This window comes from Achromobacter sp. MFA1 R4 (assembly GCF_900156745.1).
GTDB lineage: Bacteria > Pseudomonadota > Gammaproteobacteria > Burkholderiales > Burkholderiaceae_B > Achromobacter.
This window is the reverse complement of sequence record NZ_LT707065.1, coordinates 5,276,580-5,294,049: the sequence shown is the minus strand read 5'-3', so window position 1 is coordinate 5,294,049 and position 17,470 is coordinate 5,276,580. Positions and strand designations below refer to the sequence as shown.

Here is a 17,470-nt window from a genome sequence, read left to right as displayed (position 1 = left end):
GTGAATCCTCGTCCCGCCTACGCCGACAGGCACAGCGCGGCAGGCCCGTCGCGCAGCACTTCCGCCAGCGGCAACACGTCCCCCGTGGCCGCCCGGATACGGCGACCTGTCAGGGCATCGTGCAACGACAGGCGCGGCCCGCCCTCGGGCAGGCGCAGCGCCGTGTCGCCCCAGAATGCCCGCGCCTGCTCGGCCTCGCCCCGGGCATAGCCCTGGACCCGCAGGGCGCACAGCCGGGATCCCACGATCAACGCCGTCTGGCCTTCGTGCTGGCGCAGGAAGGCCAGCACATGCCCGGCCTGGCTGCCTTCGCCCCGCAGGTGCAGGAACACCCCGCCGGTGAACGGCGCGGGGGTCCGCTGTCGGGCCAGCAGCAGCCGGTGGATCAGTGCCTGCTTGACGGCGCCCGACTGCCAGGCCGGGGCCGCCAGGTCCATCACCGCTTCCCGCGAGGCCTCGGCCAGCAGCGCGGCGCGCAGGGCGTAGTCGACCGGCCGCCGGTTGTCCGGATCGACCAGGCTGAAATCCCACAGGTCCGTTCCCTGGTACAGGTCCGGCACGCCGGGCAGGGTATTGCGCAGCAGGGTCTGGGTGAAGCTATTCACCATGCCGGCCGGCGCCAGTTCCAGCGCGAAGCCGGCGATGCCGGCGAGCACCCGGCGCCCCTCGGCATCCTGGCCCAGCCAGGTCAGGCATTCCTTGGCCGCGGCCTCGTAGGCCGGATCCTGATCGGTCCAACTGGTGTGCAGCTTGGCTTCGCGCAGGGCCTTTTCCTGCCACTGCGCGATGCGGTCCAGCCAGGCTTGCAAGGCATCGGGCGCCCAGCCGGACGGGTCCGCGCCCCAGGCGGGCGGCCAGGCCCCGATCAGGGTCTGGACCAGCATGTAGCGGTCGGCCCGCGTGATGCCGCCCGGCAGCGCGTCGATCCAGCCGCCGGCCAGCTCCAGCCAGCGGTCGGGCATCTCCGACAGCACGGCAAGCCGGGCGCGCGTGTCCTCGCCCCGCTTGTGGTCGTGCGTGGCGGTGGCCAGCATGGCGCGCGGATGGGTGCGCGCGCGGGTGGCGCAGGCGTCGTAGAAGTCTTCGGCCGACAGCCCAAAGCGGTCCGGCGATGCGCCCACCTCGTTGCGCGACAGCAGCGGGCCATAGCGGTAGAACAGCGTGTCCTCCAGCGCCTTGGCGGCCAGGGGCGGCGTCAGTTGCTGGAAGCGGCGCAGCACCGTGGGGTCGGACGCGTCGCCGTCCAGCCACTGGGCAAGCTGAGCCAGCAGCGCCGCGTCGGCAGACCCCTCGCGCGCGGCCAGCGCCGTCGCGGCGCCGCGGACCGCGACGGCGCGCCAGTGGGCGTCCGCGGGCGAGCGGCCCGCATCCTCGGCGTAGGTGCGGTAAACGGGAAAGGCGGCCAGCAGCGCGCTCAGCGCGCGGTCGATGGCGGTGGCGGTGAGGTCGCGCGTGCGCAGGTCCCGCGCGGCAAGCTGCTCCAGGCAACGCACCAGCGCCTGCCGCTCCGCCGGGAAATGGCGCGCCAGCATGCGCACGCGCGCCGCGCGTAGCTGTTCGCCGGGCTCGCGCCCGTCGTCGGTCAGGGCGCGCCAGAAGGCGCGCAGCGGCTCGGCGGCCTGCGGCGCGTGCAGCAAGGCGCCCACCTGGTCCATGAAGTCGTAGCCCGTGGTGCCATCCGTGAGCCAGCGCGGATCCAGCACTTCGTCAGGCCCCAGGATCTTTTCCACCACCAGGTACGGCTGGTCTGGGCGCAGCGCCGCCGGCCGGCTGGCGCCGGCGTCGGCAAGGCGGGCCGACAGGCGGCGCAGGTAGCCGCCCGGCGAGGCCAGCCCGTCGATGTGGTCGATCCGCAGGCCGTCCAGCACGCCTTGCGCAACCAGGCGCAGCACCAGCGCGTGCACGGCGTCGAAGACCGCCTCGTCCTCGACGCGCACGCCGACCAGTTCGCTGATTTCGAAAAAACGCCGCCAGTTGATCTGGTCCGGCGCCGTGCGCCACCAGGCCAGGCGATAGTGCTGGCGTTCCAGCAGCGCGTGCAGGTGCTGGCGCCCGGCCGGTTGCGCGGGGTCGTGTTCGCGCAGCCAGGCCTGGCGCTCGGCGCCGCGCGGCACGGAGGACGGCGTCAGGGGATAGCGCTGTCCATGCACCTCCAGTTCGGGCGCGGGCGCGTCGTCGTCCCATTGCGGCGTGATGGCGCCGTGTTCCAGCGACACGCCGTACGGCTCGCCGAGCACGGGCAGCAGGACCTTGTTGCGCAGGGCCGGCGCGGGCGGATGCCAGTCGATATCGAAATACGCCGACCACGCGCTGGCGGGGCCCTGGGCCAGCACGTCGCGCCACCATGCGTTGGCGGGGTTCGCCGCCATGTGGTTGGGGACGATGTCGGCCACCAGGCCCAGCCCCCGCGCCCGCGCGGCGCTGGCCAGGCGAAGCAGGGCGGGCTCGCCGCCCAGTTCCGGACTGACGACGGCGTGGTCGATGACGTCATAGCCGTGGGTGGAGCCTTCTCGCGCGCGGGTGATGGGCGACAGGTACAGATGGCTGACCCCCAGGTCCGCGTAGTAGTCCACCTGGGCGCACGCGTCGTCGAGCGTGAAGCCGGCATGCAGTTGCAGCCGGGCGGTGGCTTGCGGTGTGCTCACGGTTTTCTCCTTCCGTCGCGCGCGGCATCCAGGCGGGCCTGCGTGGCGGGGTCGGCAAAGATGGCGCGGATGCTCAGGGGCAAGCGCTGGCGCCAATTGGGATGGGTGTCGATGGTGCCGGGCAGGTTGGGCTGGTCCAGCATGCCCACGATGTCCTCCATCGGCACCAGCAGCAGCGGGCACGGGCTGGAAGACACGAAGCGCAGCAGCGCGGGAATCGGCGCCTGCGTGGGCAGGCTGCCGGCGTCCGGGTCCGCGGTGCGGGCGAGCAGTTCACGGTCTGCCGCGCGGCCGGCGCGCAGTTGCTGCTCGTCATCGTCGGCGCCCAGCAGGTCCAGCTTGACGCGCCAGTCGATGTCGCGCTCTTCCCACCAGCCGCGCAGGGTCGGCAGGTCGTGCGTCGTGGTCATGGCGACGGCGTGCGCGGGCCAGTCGGCGGGGGCGGTGAAGCCGTCCGGGGCATCCGGGCCGGGTTGGGCGTCGGGGGCCTGACGCATGAACCACAGGACGTTCATGCCGAGCACGCCGTTGTCTTCCAGCCGCTGGTCAAAGCCCTCGGGCACGGTGCCCAGGTTCTCGCCGATGGCGCAGGCCCGGTGGCGCCAGGCCTCCAGCGCGGTCAGCGCAAGCAGCTCCTGCAGCGGGTAGCGCAGGTAGGCGCCGTCGGCGGGCGAGGCGCCTTCGGGCACCAGCCACAGGCGGGCCATGCCCAGGATGTGGTCGATGCGCACGCCGCCGGTGTGCGCCAGCACGGCGCGCAGCATGTCGATGAAGGCGGCATAGCCCTGGGTGTGCAGCGCGCGCGGGGAAAACGCCGTGAGCCCCCAGTTCTGTCCCAGCGGGTTGTAGATGTCGGGCGGCGCGCCCACCGACATGCGGCCCATCAGGTCGGCCTGCCGGCTCCATGCGTGGCTGCCGTCGGGGCTGGCGCCCACCGCCAGATCGGCGAGCAGGCCCAGCCGCATCCCGGCTTCGCGGCCCGCGTCGTGCGCCAAGGCCAGGCTTTCCGCCGCGAGCCACTGCGCAAACTGGTGGAAGTCCACCTCCAGCGCATGGTCCTGCGCGAAGCGCGCGACCTGCGCCGAGGCCGGGTCGCGCAGCGCCGCGGGCCAGGCTTGCCAGGGCGGGATCGTGCCGTCCGGCTTGCGCTGCGCGGCGTGCAGCGCCTCGAACACCGCATGGTCGCGCAAGGTCTGGCCGCGGTCGGCGCAGAACTGCGCGTAGCGCGTGCGCAGGCTGGCCTCGCCGTGGCTGGCGAAGTCCGCATGCAGGGCGCGCAGCGCCCGCAGCCGCACGGCGGCCGCGGCCGGCCAGTCGATGAGATCCAGGCCGTCCAGCGCGCTCAGTTCTGCCCGTCCGGTGCCGCCCAGCGCGCGCGCCATGGCGTCCGGGCCCAGCACCGACGCGGGCGCGGCGTACAGCACGTTCAGGAACAGGCGGTTGGACGGCGAATACGGGCTGGACCGCTCCGGCTGCGCCGTAAACATGGCGTGGACCGGGCTGATGGCCAGCATGTCCGCGCCTTGACGGGCCGCGGCCACCGCCAGCTCGCGCAGCGCGCCGAAATCGCCGAAACCATGCGTGCGCGGCAGGGACGCGTCGGCCTCCTGGCGCAGGCTGTACACCTGGGCGGCCAGTCCCCAGCAGCGCGGACGGCTCTCGCCGGTCAGGTCCGCCAGGCTGGGGGCCTGCAACGGCGCGACCGCCAGCGTGGCCTGCGCGGAGAGCAGGACAAGGCGGTGGTAGCCGGGCTCGTCGGGCGCGACGAGGCAGGGCGCGCCATCGCGGCCCTTTTGGATCATGCCTTCGATGACGCGGCCCGATTCGCACAGGATGCGGTAAGGACCGCGTGCGGCCCCGGGCAGCGCGGTTTCGGTACCGCAGCGCGTGACGATCATGGGGGGCAGGGCGTCGCCGGATTGCACCGCCAGGCGCTGGCGGCTCTCCTGGATGTCGCGCGCCGTGGCGGCCGGCAGGTCCATCGCCGCCAGCAGGGCGCGCAGCGTGTCGGGCGCCACGCGCTGGGGGCGCTGGCGGGCGTCCGACCAGTGTTCCGCGATGCCCGCCTCGGCGGCCAGCGCGGACAGGCCATCGGCGTCGGTGCTGGCGTTGGCGGCGCCGCGCTTCATGCCCGCTCCTCCAGCAGCCATACGGTGCAGTCCGGGCACAGCTCGCCCTGTTCGAGCCGCGCGCGCCCGCCGGCGAGCGATTCGAACAGCAGCGTGGATTGCACGTCCGGGCCGGGCATCAGCGCGGGCGCCACCGCCTGCGGATGGGGCCCGAGATTGGTGTAGACCGTGAGACGGGCGCCGTCGGCCAGTTCCCATCGCGCATAGGCGCTACGGTCGCCCACCGCGGCGGCGCCCAGGCTGACCGCGCCCGCCAGCCGGGGCGTGATCAGCCGAGCGCGCAACTGCAGCAACGCGGTGTAGTCGCGCAGCCACTCCTGGGCGTCAGCCTCGTCCGCTTGCCACGGGTCGCTGGCGCGGTAGGTGTCCACGGCGTTCGGGTCCGGCACCTGCGCGGCGGGCGTATCGCCCGCGAATTCGGGAAACGCGGAGAACTCGCGCTGCCTGCCTTCGCGCACCGCCTGAGCCAGCGCCGGATCGCCATGGCTGGTGAAGTACAGGAAGGGGGTGCGCGAGCCGCGTTCTTCGCCCATGAAGATCAAGGGAATCTGCGGGGCCAGCAGCTGCAGCGCCACCGCCGCGCGCAGGCGGTCGGGATGGTCGACCAGGGCGGTCAGCCGTTCGCCGCGCGCGCGGTTGCCGGTCTGGTCGTGGTTCTGCAGGAACAGCACGAAGGCGGTCGGCGGCAGGTCGGCGCTGGGCTCGCCCCGCAACTGGCCCCCGCGATAGGTCGAGGGCTGTCCCTGGTACAGCCAGCCTTCGGCCAGGCAGCGGGCCAGCGCCTGGGCGGGCGCCTCGGCGTAGTCGGCGTAATAGCCGCGCGATTCGCCGGTCAGCAAATGGTGCAGGACGTGGTGGGCATCGTCGTTCCACTGCGCCTCGAAGTCGCCCCGCAGCAGGCTGGCGCGGTTGTCGTCGTTCTCGACCACCAGGTGCACGTGGCGTTCGGCCGAGACCCCGTCGCGCACGAAACGGGCCAGCTCGTGCAGCCATTCGTGCCCCGCGATTGCATGCACGGCGTCCAGGCGCAGGCCGTCGAAGCGGTATTCCGTCAGCCAGTACAGCGCGTTTTCCTTGAAGAAGGCGCTGACCGCTTCCTGGCGGAAGTCGATGGCGGCGCCCCAGGGCGTGTCGATGTCGGTCCGAAAGAACGGCGCGGCGTAGGCCGACAGGTAATTGCCGTCCGGGCCGAAGTGGTTGTAGACCACGTCCAGCATCACGCCCATGCCCAGGCCATGGGCCTGGTCGATCAGCTGCTTCAATTCGTCGGGCGTGCCGTAGGCCGTGTCGGGCGCATAGGGCAGCACGCCGTCATAGCCCCAGTTGCGTTCGCCCGGAAAATCGGCGATGGGCATGAGTTCCAGCATGGTGACGCCCATCGCGGCCAGCGCCGGCAGCCGGGCGGCCAGACCCGCATAGCCGCCCGCCAGGCCCGCATGCACCTCGTAGATGACGGTTTCTTCCCAGGGCCGGCCGGTCCATTCCGGATGGCGCCACGGGTACGCGCCGGGCGCCACGACGATGCTGTCGCCATGCACGTCGCCGTCCTGCAGGCGCGAGGCGGGGTCCGGGACCACCGTGTCCGCGTCCAGCCGGTAGCGGTAGCGCGCGCCCGGCGGACAATCCACGTCCGCCTGCGCGTAGCCGTCCGGGCCGGGACGCATCGGGATGGGCGGATGCCCCTCGACTTCGAGGGCCAGGCCGGCCGGGGCGCTGGGCGCCCACAACCGAAAGCGCGTCACGCCGCTGTCCAGCGGCACCGCTCCGAAAGAATAGGCGTGCGTCATGTCGCGTCTCCCGGTTCCTCGCGCTGGGACATCAGGACCAGGCTGTGCGGCGCGACCGTCACGGTCGCATCGTCCCATGGCCGGGGCGCCGCCGGCTGGTCCGAGTCCAGTTCCAGCGACCACGGCAGAGCAGGCTCCGGCAGGGTGAAGTCCACGGGTTCGTGCGTGGGATTCATCAGCAGCAGGGTCACGTCGACCCCGCCTTCGGGCCGCTGCGCGGCGCGGCGCAGGCCCATCACGCGCTCCTGTTCCGATTCCCAGGCGGGCCCGTCCAGTTGCGCGCCGGCGGCGTCGAACCACGAGATGGCCGGTATGCCCGGCAGCATCTCCTGGCCGGCGTCGCCGTAGCGGGCGATGCGCACGCTGGGATGCGCGCGGCGCAGGGCGGTCAGGCGCCCGACGTAGCGGCTGAGCGCGCGCCCGGCGTCGCTCTGCGCCTGCGTCCAGTCCAGCCAGGACGTGGCGTTGTCCTGGCAGTAGGCATTGTTGTTGCCGTCCTGGCTGTTGCCGAATTCGTCGCCGGCCAGCAGCATCGGCGTGCCGTCCGACAGCATCACCGAGCCAAGCAGCGCGCGCTGCACCCGGCCGCGCGTCTCCAGGATCTGCGGGTCGTCGGTGGGGCCTTCCGCGCCCCAGTTGTGGCTGAAGTTCTCGGAATGGCCGTCGTTGCCGTCTTCGCCGTTGGCCTCGTTGTGGCGGTTGTCGTAGCTGACGATGTCCGCCAGCGTGAAGCCGTCGTGCGACGCGACGTAATTGACGCTGGACCAGGGACGGCGGTGGCGGCGGTCGAAGATGTCGCGCGAGCCGCACAGCCGGGCCGCCATGTCGCCCCGCATGCCTTCATCCCCGCGCCAGAAGCGGCGCGTGGTGTCGCGAAACTTGTCGTTCCATTCCGCGAACCCGGGCGGGTGGTTGCCAAGCTGGTAGCCGTCGGGCCCGATATCCCAGGGCTCCGAGATGAGTTTCAGCCGGGACAGCACCGGGTCCTGCAGGATCACGTCGAAGAAGCCCGAGCCGGGATCGTAGCCATTGCCTTCGCGCCCCAGCGTCACGCCCAGGTCGAAACGGAATCCGTCCACGCCGTAAGAAGTGGCCCAGTAGCGCAGCGAGTCGGTCACCATCTGCAGCACGCGCGGGTGCGACATGTTCACCGTGTTGCCGCAGCCGGTGTCGTTGATGTAGTAGCGCTCTTCGCCCGGCATCAGGCGGTAGTAGCTGGCGTTGTCCAGACCGCGCCAGGACAGGGTGGGCCCCATCTCGTTGCCTTCGCAGGTGTGGTTGTAGACCACGTCCAGGATCACTTCGATGCCGGCCGCGTGCAGGCGGCGTACTGCCTGGCGCAGCTCGTTGGGGTGCTGCATCAGGTAGGTCGGCTCGGGCGCGAAGTAGGACAGGGTGCTATAGCCCCAGTAGTTGCGCAGCCCGCGCTCGGTCAGGAAGTGGTCCTGCAGGAAGGCGTAGACCGGCAGCAGTTCCACGGCGGTCACGCCCAGCCGCTGCAGATGCTCGATGAAGCGCGGGTCGGCCAGGGCCGCGCAGGTGCCGCGCAGCGGCTGGCGCAGGTCCTCGCGCTGCATGGAAACGCCGCGCAGGTGGACCTCGTAGATCGTGGTGTCGTTCCAGGAGGTCTCGGGCGCGTCGTGGTTGCCCCAGTTGAACGGGGTGGCGTCGGCCACGATCGCCTTGGGCATGGCGGGCGCGCTGTCGCGGCGGTCAAAGCTCAGGTCCAGCCGCGAATGGTTCATGCGGTAGCCGAACAGCGCGTTGCTCCAATGCAGCGGTCCGCTCAACTGGCGGGCGTAGGGGTCCAGGAGCAGCTTGTTCGGATTGAAGCGATGCCCGTTGTGGGGATCGTAGGGACCATGGGCGCGGTAGCCGTACAGCAGGCCGGGCTCCGCGTCCGGCAGATAGCCATGCCAGATCTCGTCCGTGCATTCGGGCAGGTCGAAGCGGCGCAGTTCTTTGCGGCCCTTGGGGTCGAACAGGCACAGCTCCATCCGCGTGGCGTGCGCGGAGAAGACGGCGAAATTCACGCCCAGGCCATCGCTGGTGGCCCCCAGCGGGTAGGGTTGTCCGGCGGTGATACGTGTCAGTTGGGACGGGTCCATGGATTCAGCCTTCATGCATCAGGTAGAGGGTCGCCAGGGGCGGCAGGGTGAGCGACAGGGCCTGGGGCTGCCCATGGGCAGCCATGTCGCCGGTGGTGGCCCCGCCCTGGTTGCCCAGGCCGGAACCGCCGTAGTGGGATGCATCGGTGTTCAGCAGCTCTGTCCACCGTCCGGCGCGCGGGACGCCGATGCGGTAGTCGTGCCGGGCAACCGGCGTGAAGTTCGACACCGCCAGCACGGGCCGCTGGCCGTCCGTGCGGATGAAGGCGACCACGCTGTTGTCCTGGTCGTCCATGATCGTCCAGGCAAACCCCGCGGGGTCCGCATCCAGCGCGTGCAGGGCCGGGACGTCGCGGTAGAGCCGGTTCAGGTCGGCCACCAGGCGCTGCATCCCCAGGTGGCCGGGATGGTCGAGCAGGTTCCAGTCCAGCGTGGCATCGTGGTTCCATTCGGCGGGCTGGGCGAGTTCTCCGCCCATGAAGAGCAGCTTCTTGCCGGGATGCGCCCACATGAACCCCAGATAAGCGCGCAGATTGGCCAGCCGGGCAGGCGCGTCGCCCGGCATCTTGCCCAGCAGCGAACCCTTGCCGTGCACGACTTCGTCGTGCGAGAGCGGCAGGATGAAGCGCTCGCTGTACGCATACACCATCCCGAAGGTGATGTCGTGGTGATGGTGGCGGCGATGGATGGGGTCATGCGCCAGGTAGCGCAGGGTGTCGTGCATCCAGCCCATGTTCCATTTGTAGTGAAAGCCCAGGCCGCCCTCGGACACGGGCGCGGTCACGCCGGGCCAGGCGGTGGATTCCTCGGCCACCATGATGGCGTCCGGCGCCTCGGCGCGCACGGTGTCGTTCAGTTCCTGCAGGAACTGCACCGCCTCCAGGTTTTCGCGGCCGCCGTAGCGGTTGGGGATCCATTCGCCCGGCTGGCGGCTGTAGTCGCGGTAAAGCATCGACGCCACGGCGTCCACGCGCAATCCGTCAATGTGAAAACGCCGCAGCCAATGGATGGCGCTGGCGATCATGAACGCCTTCACTTCGTTGCGGCCCAGGTTGTAGACCATGGTGTGCCAGTCGGGGTGATAGCCTTCGCGCGGGTCCTCGTACTCGTACAGCGAGGTCCCGTCGAAGGCGGCCAGCCCGTGCGCATCGTCCGGAAAATGCGCGGGCACCCAGTCCAGGATGACCCCGATGCCGGCGGCGTGGCAGCGGTCCACGAAGCGGGCGAACGCCTCGGGCGGCCCGTAGCGCGCGGTCGGCGCGAACATGCCGAGCGGCTGGTAACCCCACGAGCCGCCGAAGGGATGCTCCATGATGGGCATCAGCTCCAGGTGCGTGAAGCCCATGGCGCGTGCGTAGGCGGGCAGTTTGTCGGCCATCTGGTCCCACACGCAGGGGTCCGCGTCGCAGGCCGCCCACGACCCCACATGCACCTCGTAGATCGACACGGGCGCGGCGGGCGACTGGCGCGCGGCGCGTTCGCGCATCCAGGCGTCGTCGCTCCACGCGTAGGGCGCGGGATCGTCCACGACCGAGGCGGTGGCGGGCGCCAGTTCGCAGCGCCGCGCCATCGGATCGGCCTTCATGAAGGCGTTGCCCGAGCGGTCGGTGATGGCGAACTTGTAGCGGTCGCCGGGCTGGACGCCGGGGATGAAGATTTCCCACACGCCTGCCGCATGGCGCAGGCGCATGCCGTGGCGCCGCGCATCCCAGCCGTTGAAGTCGCCGACCACCGCGACGCGCCGGGCGTTCGGCGCCCAGACCGCGCAGCGCAGGCCGTTCACCCCGTCCACTTCCACCAGATGCGCGCCCAGCGTGTCCCCGGCATCGCGCCAGGAACCCTGCGCCAGCCGCTGCAGCGTGGCTTCGTCGATGAGCGGGCCGAACGCGTAGGGGTCGGCGGTGACCTGTTCGGCCGCGGGCCAGCGGATCGCCAGGCGGTACGAGGCGCCATCGCCGGGCCGGGCGTAAGGCGCGGGGCCCGCATACAGGCCCTGGCCCTGTTCGCGCAGGGGCGTGCGGGCGTCGTCTTCGTCCAGCACCTCGACGGCCTGGGCGCCCGGCACGAAGACGCGGACCCATCCGTCGTGCGGTCCCAGCAGGCCAAAGGGATTGTCGTGCAGCCCGTGAGCCAGGGCAGTCAACTCCTGCGCGTCGATGTGGCCGTCGTGGTCGGCGGCGGGGGCAGCGTAGGGTCCGCTCATTGGGTCTTTCCTTCGGCGTCGATGGCGGCGGACAGCAGGATGCTGCGCGCCAGTTCGGTCAGGGCGCACAGCGGGATGGAGATCCAGTCGGGCCGGTGGGCCGCCTCGTAGCTGACTTCATAGGCGGCCTTCTCCAGCTGCGCCAGGGCGAGCAGGGCATGTTCCTTGTCCCCGGCCGCGTCCAGGCCCGCCCCGCGCGCGCCTCGGTAGCCTTGCAGGAAAGCGTCCGAGGCCTGGTGGCGAAAGCGCGCCAGCAGCGCGTCGCGCTGTTCGGCGGGCGCGACCGTCGGGGCGGGACTCTCGTCGGCGCCGGCATTGGCGTCCAGGTGTGCGCCGCCGATCAGGTCGGTACGCGCAATCGACGCCGCCGCGTAGTCGAACGAGCGCAGCATGCCGGCCACGTCCTTGTAGGGCGAGGCCAGCGCGCGGCGCGTCTCCAGGCTGCTGATCGGTTCTCCCTCGAAATCGATCAGGTAGGCATCGGTCTGCGCGACCAGCACCTGGCCCAGATGGAAGTCGCCGTGGATGCGCACCCAGGGCGAGTCCGCCTCGGCCTGCGCCATGGCGCCCACCCGCGCCGCCAGGCGCGCGTGGTGTTCGAAGAACCATTCGGCGCAGGCGCGGGACGGTTCCTCAAGCTTGTCCAGGCTGGCGCGCAGGTGCTTTTCGGCGCGATCGAGCAGGCCGCGCACGTGTTCGGTGCGCGCCTGCAGGTCCTCTTTGCTGGCCGGGCGCGACTGGAAGTTCGCATCGTCCGTGGGCGCGGCCAGCAGCGCGTGCATCTGTCCCAGGCGTTCGCCGATGGTGGTGGCCATGACGGCATAGCCCTGCAGGCTTTCCTCGAATTCCTCGGGCGTGTTGCCCACCAGCAGCGCGTTGGCCAGCGTGCGCTTCAGGTAGTCCAGCGTCCAGCTCCAGGCGTCGCCTTCGTTGGGCACGTAGCCATGGGCGACGGCCAGGGTGTGCACGACGCCGTCCGCGTCCACGCGCTGCACTTCGCCCAGCAGGGGAGGAATGTTGCCGTAACCCGCGCGCGTCAGGTAGCGGGTCATTTCCGCTTCGGGCGACACGCCCGGCTGCACGCTGCGGATGAGCTTCAGGATGACTTCGTTGCCCACGATGACCGAACTGTTGGACTGCTCGCCCGACAGCCACTGCAGCGCGACGTCGCCCTCGAAGTCCAGCTCCTTCAGGCCCGCTTCCGGCAGGAAGCGGATGACGCCCGGCTTGTCGCCGGGCTTGCCGGTGCTGCGGCCGTCCAGCTCCGCGCCGGCCTGCATGGCCTTGAGCGTGCTGAGCACGAATCCGGGCTGCAGGAAGGCGTCGGCCAGCACGCCGACCTCGGCGCCGCGGCGCACGCGGGCGATGGCGTACTGGATGACGGCGGTTTCGTCCCAGACCAGCACGAAGGGCGCCTGCGCCCGCATGCCGGTCACGCCGTCCTCGGGTTCGATCTCGGCCCAGTAGTATTCGCCGTCGGCCGACTCGAACGGGGTGGCGTAGGCCAGCCGCGCGCGCTTGGGCGGTTCGGAACCCGGATACCAGCGCTGGCGCGCCAGGTACTGCGGCAGGATCTCGCGTTCCAGCGTGGCGCGCGACGCGTCGGTCAGCGCCGCGCCGCCGCGCGCCTTGAGCACCAGCGTCACCAGTTCGGGCATCTGGGCCGGCGCGGTGGTGTGCCAACCGGGCGGCGCGGCGTCCTGGCTCAGGTCCATCCAGTAAAAGCCATAGGGCGGCAGCGTCAGCAGGTAGGGCAATTCGCCGATCGCCGGAAAGGGCGTGCCGCCCAGCATCTCCACCGGCACCCGGCCCGCGAACTCCTGCATGGGGAGTTCCACGGGCTGCGCGGCATTGGACAGGTTGGCCACGCACAGGATGGTCGTGTCTTCCCATTGCCGCAGGTAGGCCAGGATCTTGCGGTTGCCGGCAAAAATGAACTGCAGCGTGCCGCGGCCGAAAGCATGGCTCTGGCCGCGCTGGGCCAGCAGGCGCCGGGTCCAGTTCAGCAGCGAATGCGGATCGCGCTGCTGCGCCTCCACGTTGACCGCCTCGTAGCCATAGAGCGGCCCCATCAGCACCGGCAGCGGCAGGCGCTCGGGGTCGGCCCGCGAAAAGCCGCCATTGCGGTCCGGCGACCATTGCATGGGGGTGCGCACGCCGTCACGGTCGCCCAGGTGCACGTTGTCGCCCATGCCCAGCTCATCGCCGTAATACAGCACCGGCGTGCCGGGCATGGACAGCAGCAGGCTGTTCATGAGCTCGACGCGGCGGCGGTCCCGTTCCAGCAGCGGCGCCAGCCGGCGCCGGATGCCCAGATTGATGCGGGCGCGCGGCTCGGCGGCATAGACGTTCCACAGGTAATCGCGTTCGCGGCTCGTCACCATTTCCAGCGTCAATTCGTCGTGATTGCGCAGGAAGATCGCCCATTGGCAGGTGGGCGGGATATCGGGCGTCTGGCGGATGATGTCGGTGATCGGGAAGCGGTCTTCCTGCGCGATCGCCATGTACATGCGCGGCATCAGCGGAAAGTGAAAGGACATGTGGCACTCGTCCCCGGCGCCGAAATACTCCTGCGCGTCCTCGGGCCATTGATTGGCCTCGGCCAGCAGCAGGCGGCCCGGGTACTCGGCTTCGATCACGGCGCGGATCTGCTTGAGGACCTGGTGCGTCTCGGGCAGGTTCTCGTTGTTGGTGCCCTCGCGCTCGACCAGATACGGCACGGCGTCCAGGCGCAGCCCGTCCACGCCCATGTCCAGCCAGTAGCGCATCACCGACAGCACTTCCTTGAGCACCTGCGGATTGTCGTAGTTCAGATCGGGCTGGTGCGAATAGAAGCGATGCCAGAAATAGGCGTTGGCCACCGGATCCCAGGTCCAGTTGGACTTCTCGGTATCGCAGAAAATGATGCGCGTGCCGGCGTAGGCTTTGTCGTTGTCCGACCAGACATAGAAATTACGCGCCGCCGACCCGGGCTTGGCGGCCCGCGCGCGCTGGAACCAGGGATGCTGGTCCGACGTGTGGTTGACGACCAGCTCGGTGATGATGCGCAGGCCGCGCGCGTGCGCCGCGCGGATCAGCTTGCGCACGTCGGCGACGGTGCCGTAGTCCGGATGCACGCCGCGGTAATCGGCGATGTCGTACCCGTCGTCGCGCCGCGGCGACGGGTAGAAGGGCAGCAGCCAGATCGTGTTGACGCCCAGGCTGGCGATGTAGTCCAGCTTGGAGATCAGGCCCGGCAGGTCGCCGACCCCGTCGCCGTTCGAGTCAAAGAAGGACTTGACGTGCAACTGGTAGATGACCGCGTCCTTGTACCAGAGCAGATCGTCCTGAAGGGGTTGGGTTTTACTCATCATGGCTATGGGCGCGGGCGTCATCCATGCAGCGAAAGCCGCCACACGCGATAGGGTTGGTCGGGGGTCAGCGTGACGGCGCGGTGCTTCTCGTGCCAGGTCTCGCGGCCTTCGGTGAGCAGGTCTTCGGCGATCAGCGGTCCGGCGTCGGCCTGGCCGAACAGCCAAAAGGGCGCCTCGACGCGCGCCGGCTGCGTCTGGAACGGATCCAGGCTGATCACCGCCAGCACGACATTCCCATGGCCCGGCGTGGACTTGTAGAACGCCAGCACGCGGTCGTTGCCGCTGGTGGTGAGCGTCAGCCCGCGATGGGTCTGCAGCGCGGGATTGGCGTGGCGAATCTGGTTCAGGCGCGTGATCTCGGCCCGGATGTTGCCGGGCGCGTGCCAGTCGCGCTGGCGCAGCTCGTACTTCTCGGAGTCCAGGTACTCTTCCTTGCCCGGCAGCGGCGCGCCTTCGCACAGTTCAAAGCCGCTGTACATGCCCCACAGGCCCGAACCCAGCGCCGCGAGGGCCGCGCGGATCAGAAAGCCCGGCCGCCCCGAGGTCTGCAGGAAGAACGGGTTGATGTCCGGCGTATTCACGAAAAAGTGCGGACGGAAGAAGTCCGCCGCGGGCGGCGACGAGATTTCCTCCAGGTACTCCTCCAGCTCGGCCTTTTCATTGCGCCAGGTGAAGTACGTGTACGACTGCGTGAAGCCGATCTTCGCCAGCCGGTACATCATCTTCGGGCGCGTAAAGGCTTCGGACAGGAAAATGACGTCCGGATGCTGCGCGTGCACTTCGCCGATCAGCCACTGCCAGAAGGGCAGCGGCTTGGTGTGCGGGTTGTCGACGCGGAAGATGCGCACGCCATGCCTGACCCAGAAAAGCACGATGTCGCGCAGCGCGCGCCACAGGCCCAGCTTGCGCGCGCGGCGGTTCTGGCCGCCATAGAACGCGACGTTGACGATGTCCTCGTACTTTTTGGGCGGGTTCTCGGCGTAGCGCAGCGACCCGTCCGGCCGCCACGAGAACCAATCCGGATGCTGCGCCAGCCAGGGGTGGTCCGGCGAGCATTGGATGGCAAAGTCCAGCGCCAGCTCCATGCCATGCCGCGCCGCCGCCTCGACCAGGTCGAGAAAATCGGCCAAGGTGCCCAGTTGCGGCTCGATGGCGTCGTGGCCGCCGCTCTGCGCCCCGATCGCGTAGGGGCTGCCCACGTCGCCGGGCTCGGCGCGCAGGCTGTTGTTGCGGCCTTTGCGGTTGCGCAGCCCGATCGGATGGATGGGCGGCAGGTACAGCACGTCAAAGCCCATCTCGCGCACGTCGGGCAGGCGGGCGATCACGTCGGCGAACGTGCCGTGCCGGCCGGGCTCGGCGGCCTGCGACCGGGGAAAGAGCTCGTACCAGGCCGAATGGACGGCCTGGCTGCGGTCCACCCAGACGGGGTAGGCGATGGCGGTCACGGCTTCGAAAGGGCGGTCGTCCAGCTCGCGCATCGCCCGCGCCAGCGCCGGATCGAGCAGCAGCGCCACCTGTTCCGGGGTGGGCGGTTCAGGATGCGCCAGATCGGCGTGCGCGAATGCGGCCAGCGCATCGTGCACCGGCCCGGCATCTGCGCCCGGCGGCGTTCCGGCCTGCGCGCGCGCCTGCGCATCGCGCAGCAGCGCCAGTCCTTCGTGTATCTCCAGGCTCAGGTCGCGGCCCGCCTGGTGTTTGACCTCGATGTCGTGGCAGAACGTGCGCCAGGCGTCGAACCAGGCCGCGACGACGAACTCGTGGGCGCCGACGCGGCGGGGCCGGAAGTCTGCCTCCCAGCGGTCGTTCATGCCGCGGGTCATGGGCACGCTGTGCCAGCGCGCCTCGTCCTTGGCGCGCCAGCGCACTTCGGCCGCAAGCTGGTCGTGGCCGTCCATGAAAATATCCGCCTGCACCACGATGCGCGCATGCGGAATGCTCTTGACTGGGTAAACGCCGCCATCGACCGCCGGGCTGATGTTTTCCAGCGCGATGCGTTGCGTCGCCAGATCGTCGGCGCGGGTGCGGTGGTGGCGCACGGCCTCGCGGACCGGCTCGGTGGACTGGAACGACAGCATGGCGCACTCGCCGGCTTCCAGCGCCCGGGCCTGCGCCTGCAAGCCCGCCGGCGGGGTGAAGGGGACGACGTCCGCGGGGGGCAGCAGCGGCGCCAGCGCATCCCAGTCCATGGCGGCCTCGCCGGTGTCGGACGGGTTGATCGCGAGCGCGAGCGTCGCGCCGTCGCCCGCGTCGCGCAGCAGCGCGGTGCAGCTTCCGTCGCGTCCGCCCAGCATGCGCAGCGGACCGCGCAACCGCGAGTCGGCGAACCAGCGATTCGCGGCCTCCACGTCCGGCAGGCGGCGCTCGTCCTCGTCGGACAGCATGAGTCCGTCGCCCGTCACGGCGGCGCTCCACAGCGCGCGCCTGCCGTCTTCCGACGGCCGCAGGGCGCCCGCGTGCGGCGGCGCGGCAACCACCTCGCCGATGGCGCGCAGGCGTGCATCCTCCTCGGCCAGCCAGGAGGACTTGAAGTCCCACCACGGCAGGGACGAGAACGCGGCGTCGAACGCCGCGTCGCGCAGGCTCGCCAGGCTTTCCGCCGGCAGGCCGGGCGTCCAGGCCAGCAGGCGCACGTCGGGGTGCTGCGCGCGCAGCGCGGCCCCCAGCTCGCGCCAGGCCGGCGCGGGCAGGCGGTGGGGCGCCTGAAAGACCAGGCCCTTGACGCCGCTGGCGGTCCAGGCAAGCAGCCGTTCGGTCCAGGACGCCAGGAAACCGGGGGGCAGCGGGCCGTCGGGCAGATGCATGACGCCGCGCTCTTCGACGCTGACGCGCGGATCGCGCGCCGGCTCCTCATGTAGCGAGCGGTACCAGCCCGGCGCGGCGGTGGTTTCCACGGCGTCGCGCGCGCTGCGGTCCAGGACCACGTCCACATACAGGGCCAGGCCGTGTTCGGCCAACTGCGCCGACACTTGTGTGAACCATTGCGTGATGGGTGTCTCGTCGCTGTCGACCCGTGTCTTGTCGGCGTCCTGCGCGGCCCGGGGGCCAGGGAGGGGCGCGGCTTGCGTTCCCGGTTCCGTCCCTGTCAACCAGGGCGCCGGCAGCAGGACGGCGTTGAAGCCGCGCTGCGCAAGCCGCTTGCACAAGGCCTGGATGGCGGCGTGTGCGCCATCCAGGCCTTGGCGGGCGTGGTAGATGCGTGTGGGTGCGCGGGAGGGCGCGGGGACGGTGGGATGGGGCACCGGGCT

The 17,470-nt window shown here is 70.6% G+C and carries 7 protein-coding genes; all 7 read right to left on the bottom strand.

From position 1 onward, the window contains the following. Positions 1–17: 17 nt before the first annotated feature. The 7 genes from treY to BXA00_RS24210 are packed head-to-tail and all read right to left on the bottom strand — an operon-like array spanning position 18 to position 17,464. Positions 18–2,645: a malto-oligosyltrehalose synthase gene (gene treY, locus BXA00_RS24240; RefSeq protein WP_076520928.1), complete on the bottom strand. Its 2,628-nt coding sequence runs from the start codon at positions 2,643–2,645 to the stop codon at positions 18–20. Further along, entirely contained in the window at positions 2,642–4,774 is a 2,133-nt protein-coding gene (gene malQ, locus BXA00_RS24235) for a 4-alpha-glucanotransferase (protein WP_076520927.1), read from the bottom strand. The genes treY and malQ overlap by 4 nt, the downstream gene beginning before the upstream one ends. Then, positions 4,771–6,561 (bottom strand): malto-oligosyltrehalose trehalohydrolase, encoded by a 1,791-nt coding sequence (treZ, locus tag BXA00_RS24230; RefSeq protein ID WP_076520926.1) that lies wholly within the window; start codon positions 6,559–6,561, stop codon positions 4,771–4,773. The genes malQ and treZ overlap by 4 nt, the downstream gene beginning before the upstream one ends. Next, a complete protein-coding gene (glgX, locus tag BXA00_RS24225; RefSeq protein ID WP_076522104.1) occupies positions 6,558–8,669 on the bottom strand; it encodes a glycogen debranching protein GlgX in 2,112 nt (703 codons plus the stop codon). The genes treZ and glgX overlap by 4 nt, the downstream gene beginning before the upstream one ends. Positions 8,670–8,673: 4 nt before the next feature. Beyond that, entirely contained in the window at positions 8,674–10,872 is a 2,199-nt protein-coding gene (gene glgB / locus BXA00_RS24220; protein WP_076520925.1) for a 1,4-alpha-glucan branching protein GlgB, read from the bottom strand. After that, complete coding sequence (gene treS, locus BXA00_RS24215; protein WP_369825583.1) at positions 10,869–14,246, bottom strand: maltose alpha-D-glucosyltransferase; 3,378 nt, start codon at positions 14,244–14,246, stop codon at positions 10,869–10,871. Before treS ends, glgB begins: the two co-directional genes overlap by 4 nt. Continuing rightward, complete coding sequence (locus tag BXA00_RS24210) at positions 14,243–17,464, bottom strand: alpha-1,4-glucan--maltose-1-phosphate maltosyltransferase (RefSeq protein WP_076520924.1); 3,222 nt, start codon at positions 17,462–17,464, stop codon at positions 14,243–14,245. Before BXA00_RS24210 ends, treS begins: the two co-directional genes overlap by 4 nt. Positions 17,465–17,470 lie beyond the last annotated feature (6 nt).

What these genes read in the sequence shown, in the direction of transcription:
- glgX (WP_076522104.1), bottom strand. Translation starts at nt 8,669, where the DNA reads ATGGACCCGTCCCAACTGACACGTATCACCGCCGGACAACCCTACCCG.
- glgB (WP_076520925.1), bottom strand. Translation starts at nt 10,872, where the DNA reads ATGAGCGGACCCTACGCTGCCCCCGCCGCCGACCACGACGGCCACATC.
- malQ (WP_076520927.1), bottom strand. Translation starts at nt 4,774, where the DNA reads ATGAAGCGCGGCGCCGCCAACGCCAGCACCGACGCCGATGGCCTGTCC.
- treZ (WP_076520926.1), bottom strand. Translation starts at nt 6,561, where the DNA reads ATGACGCACGCCTATTCTTTCGGAGCGGTGCCGCTGGACAGCGGCGTG.
- treS (WP_369825583.1), bottom strand. Translation starts at nt 14,246, where the DNA reads ATGACGCCCGCGCCCATAGCCATGATGAGTAAAACCCAACCCCTTCAG.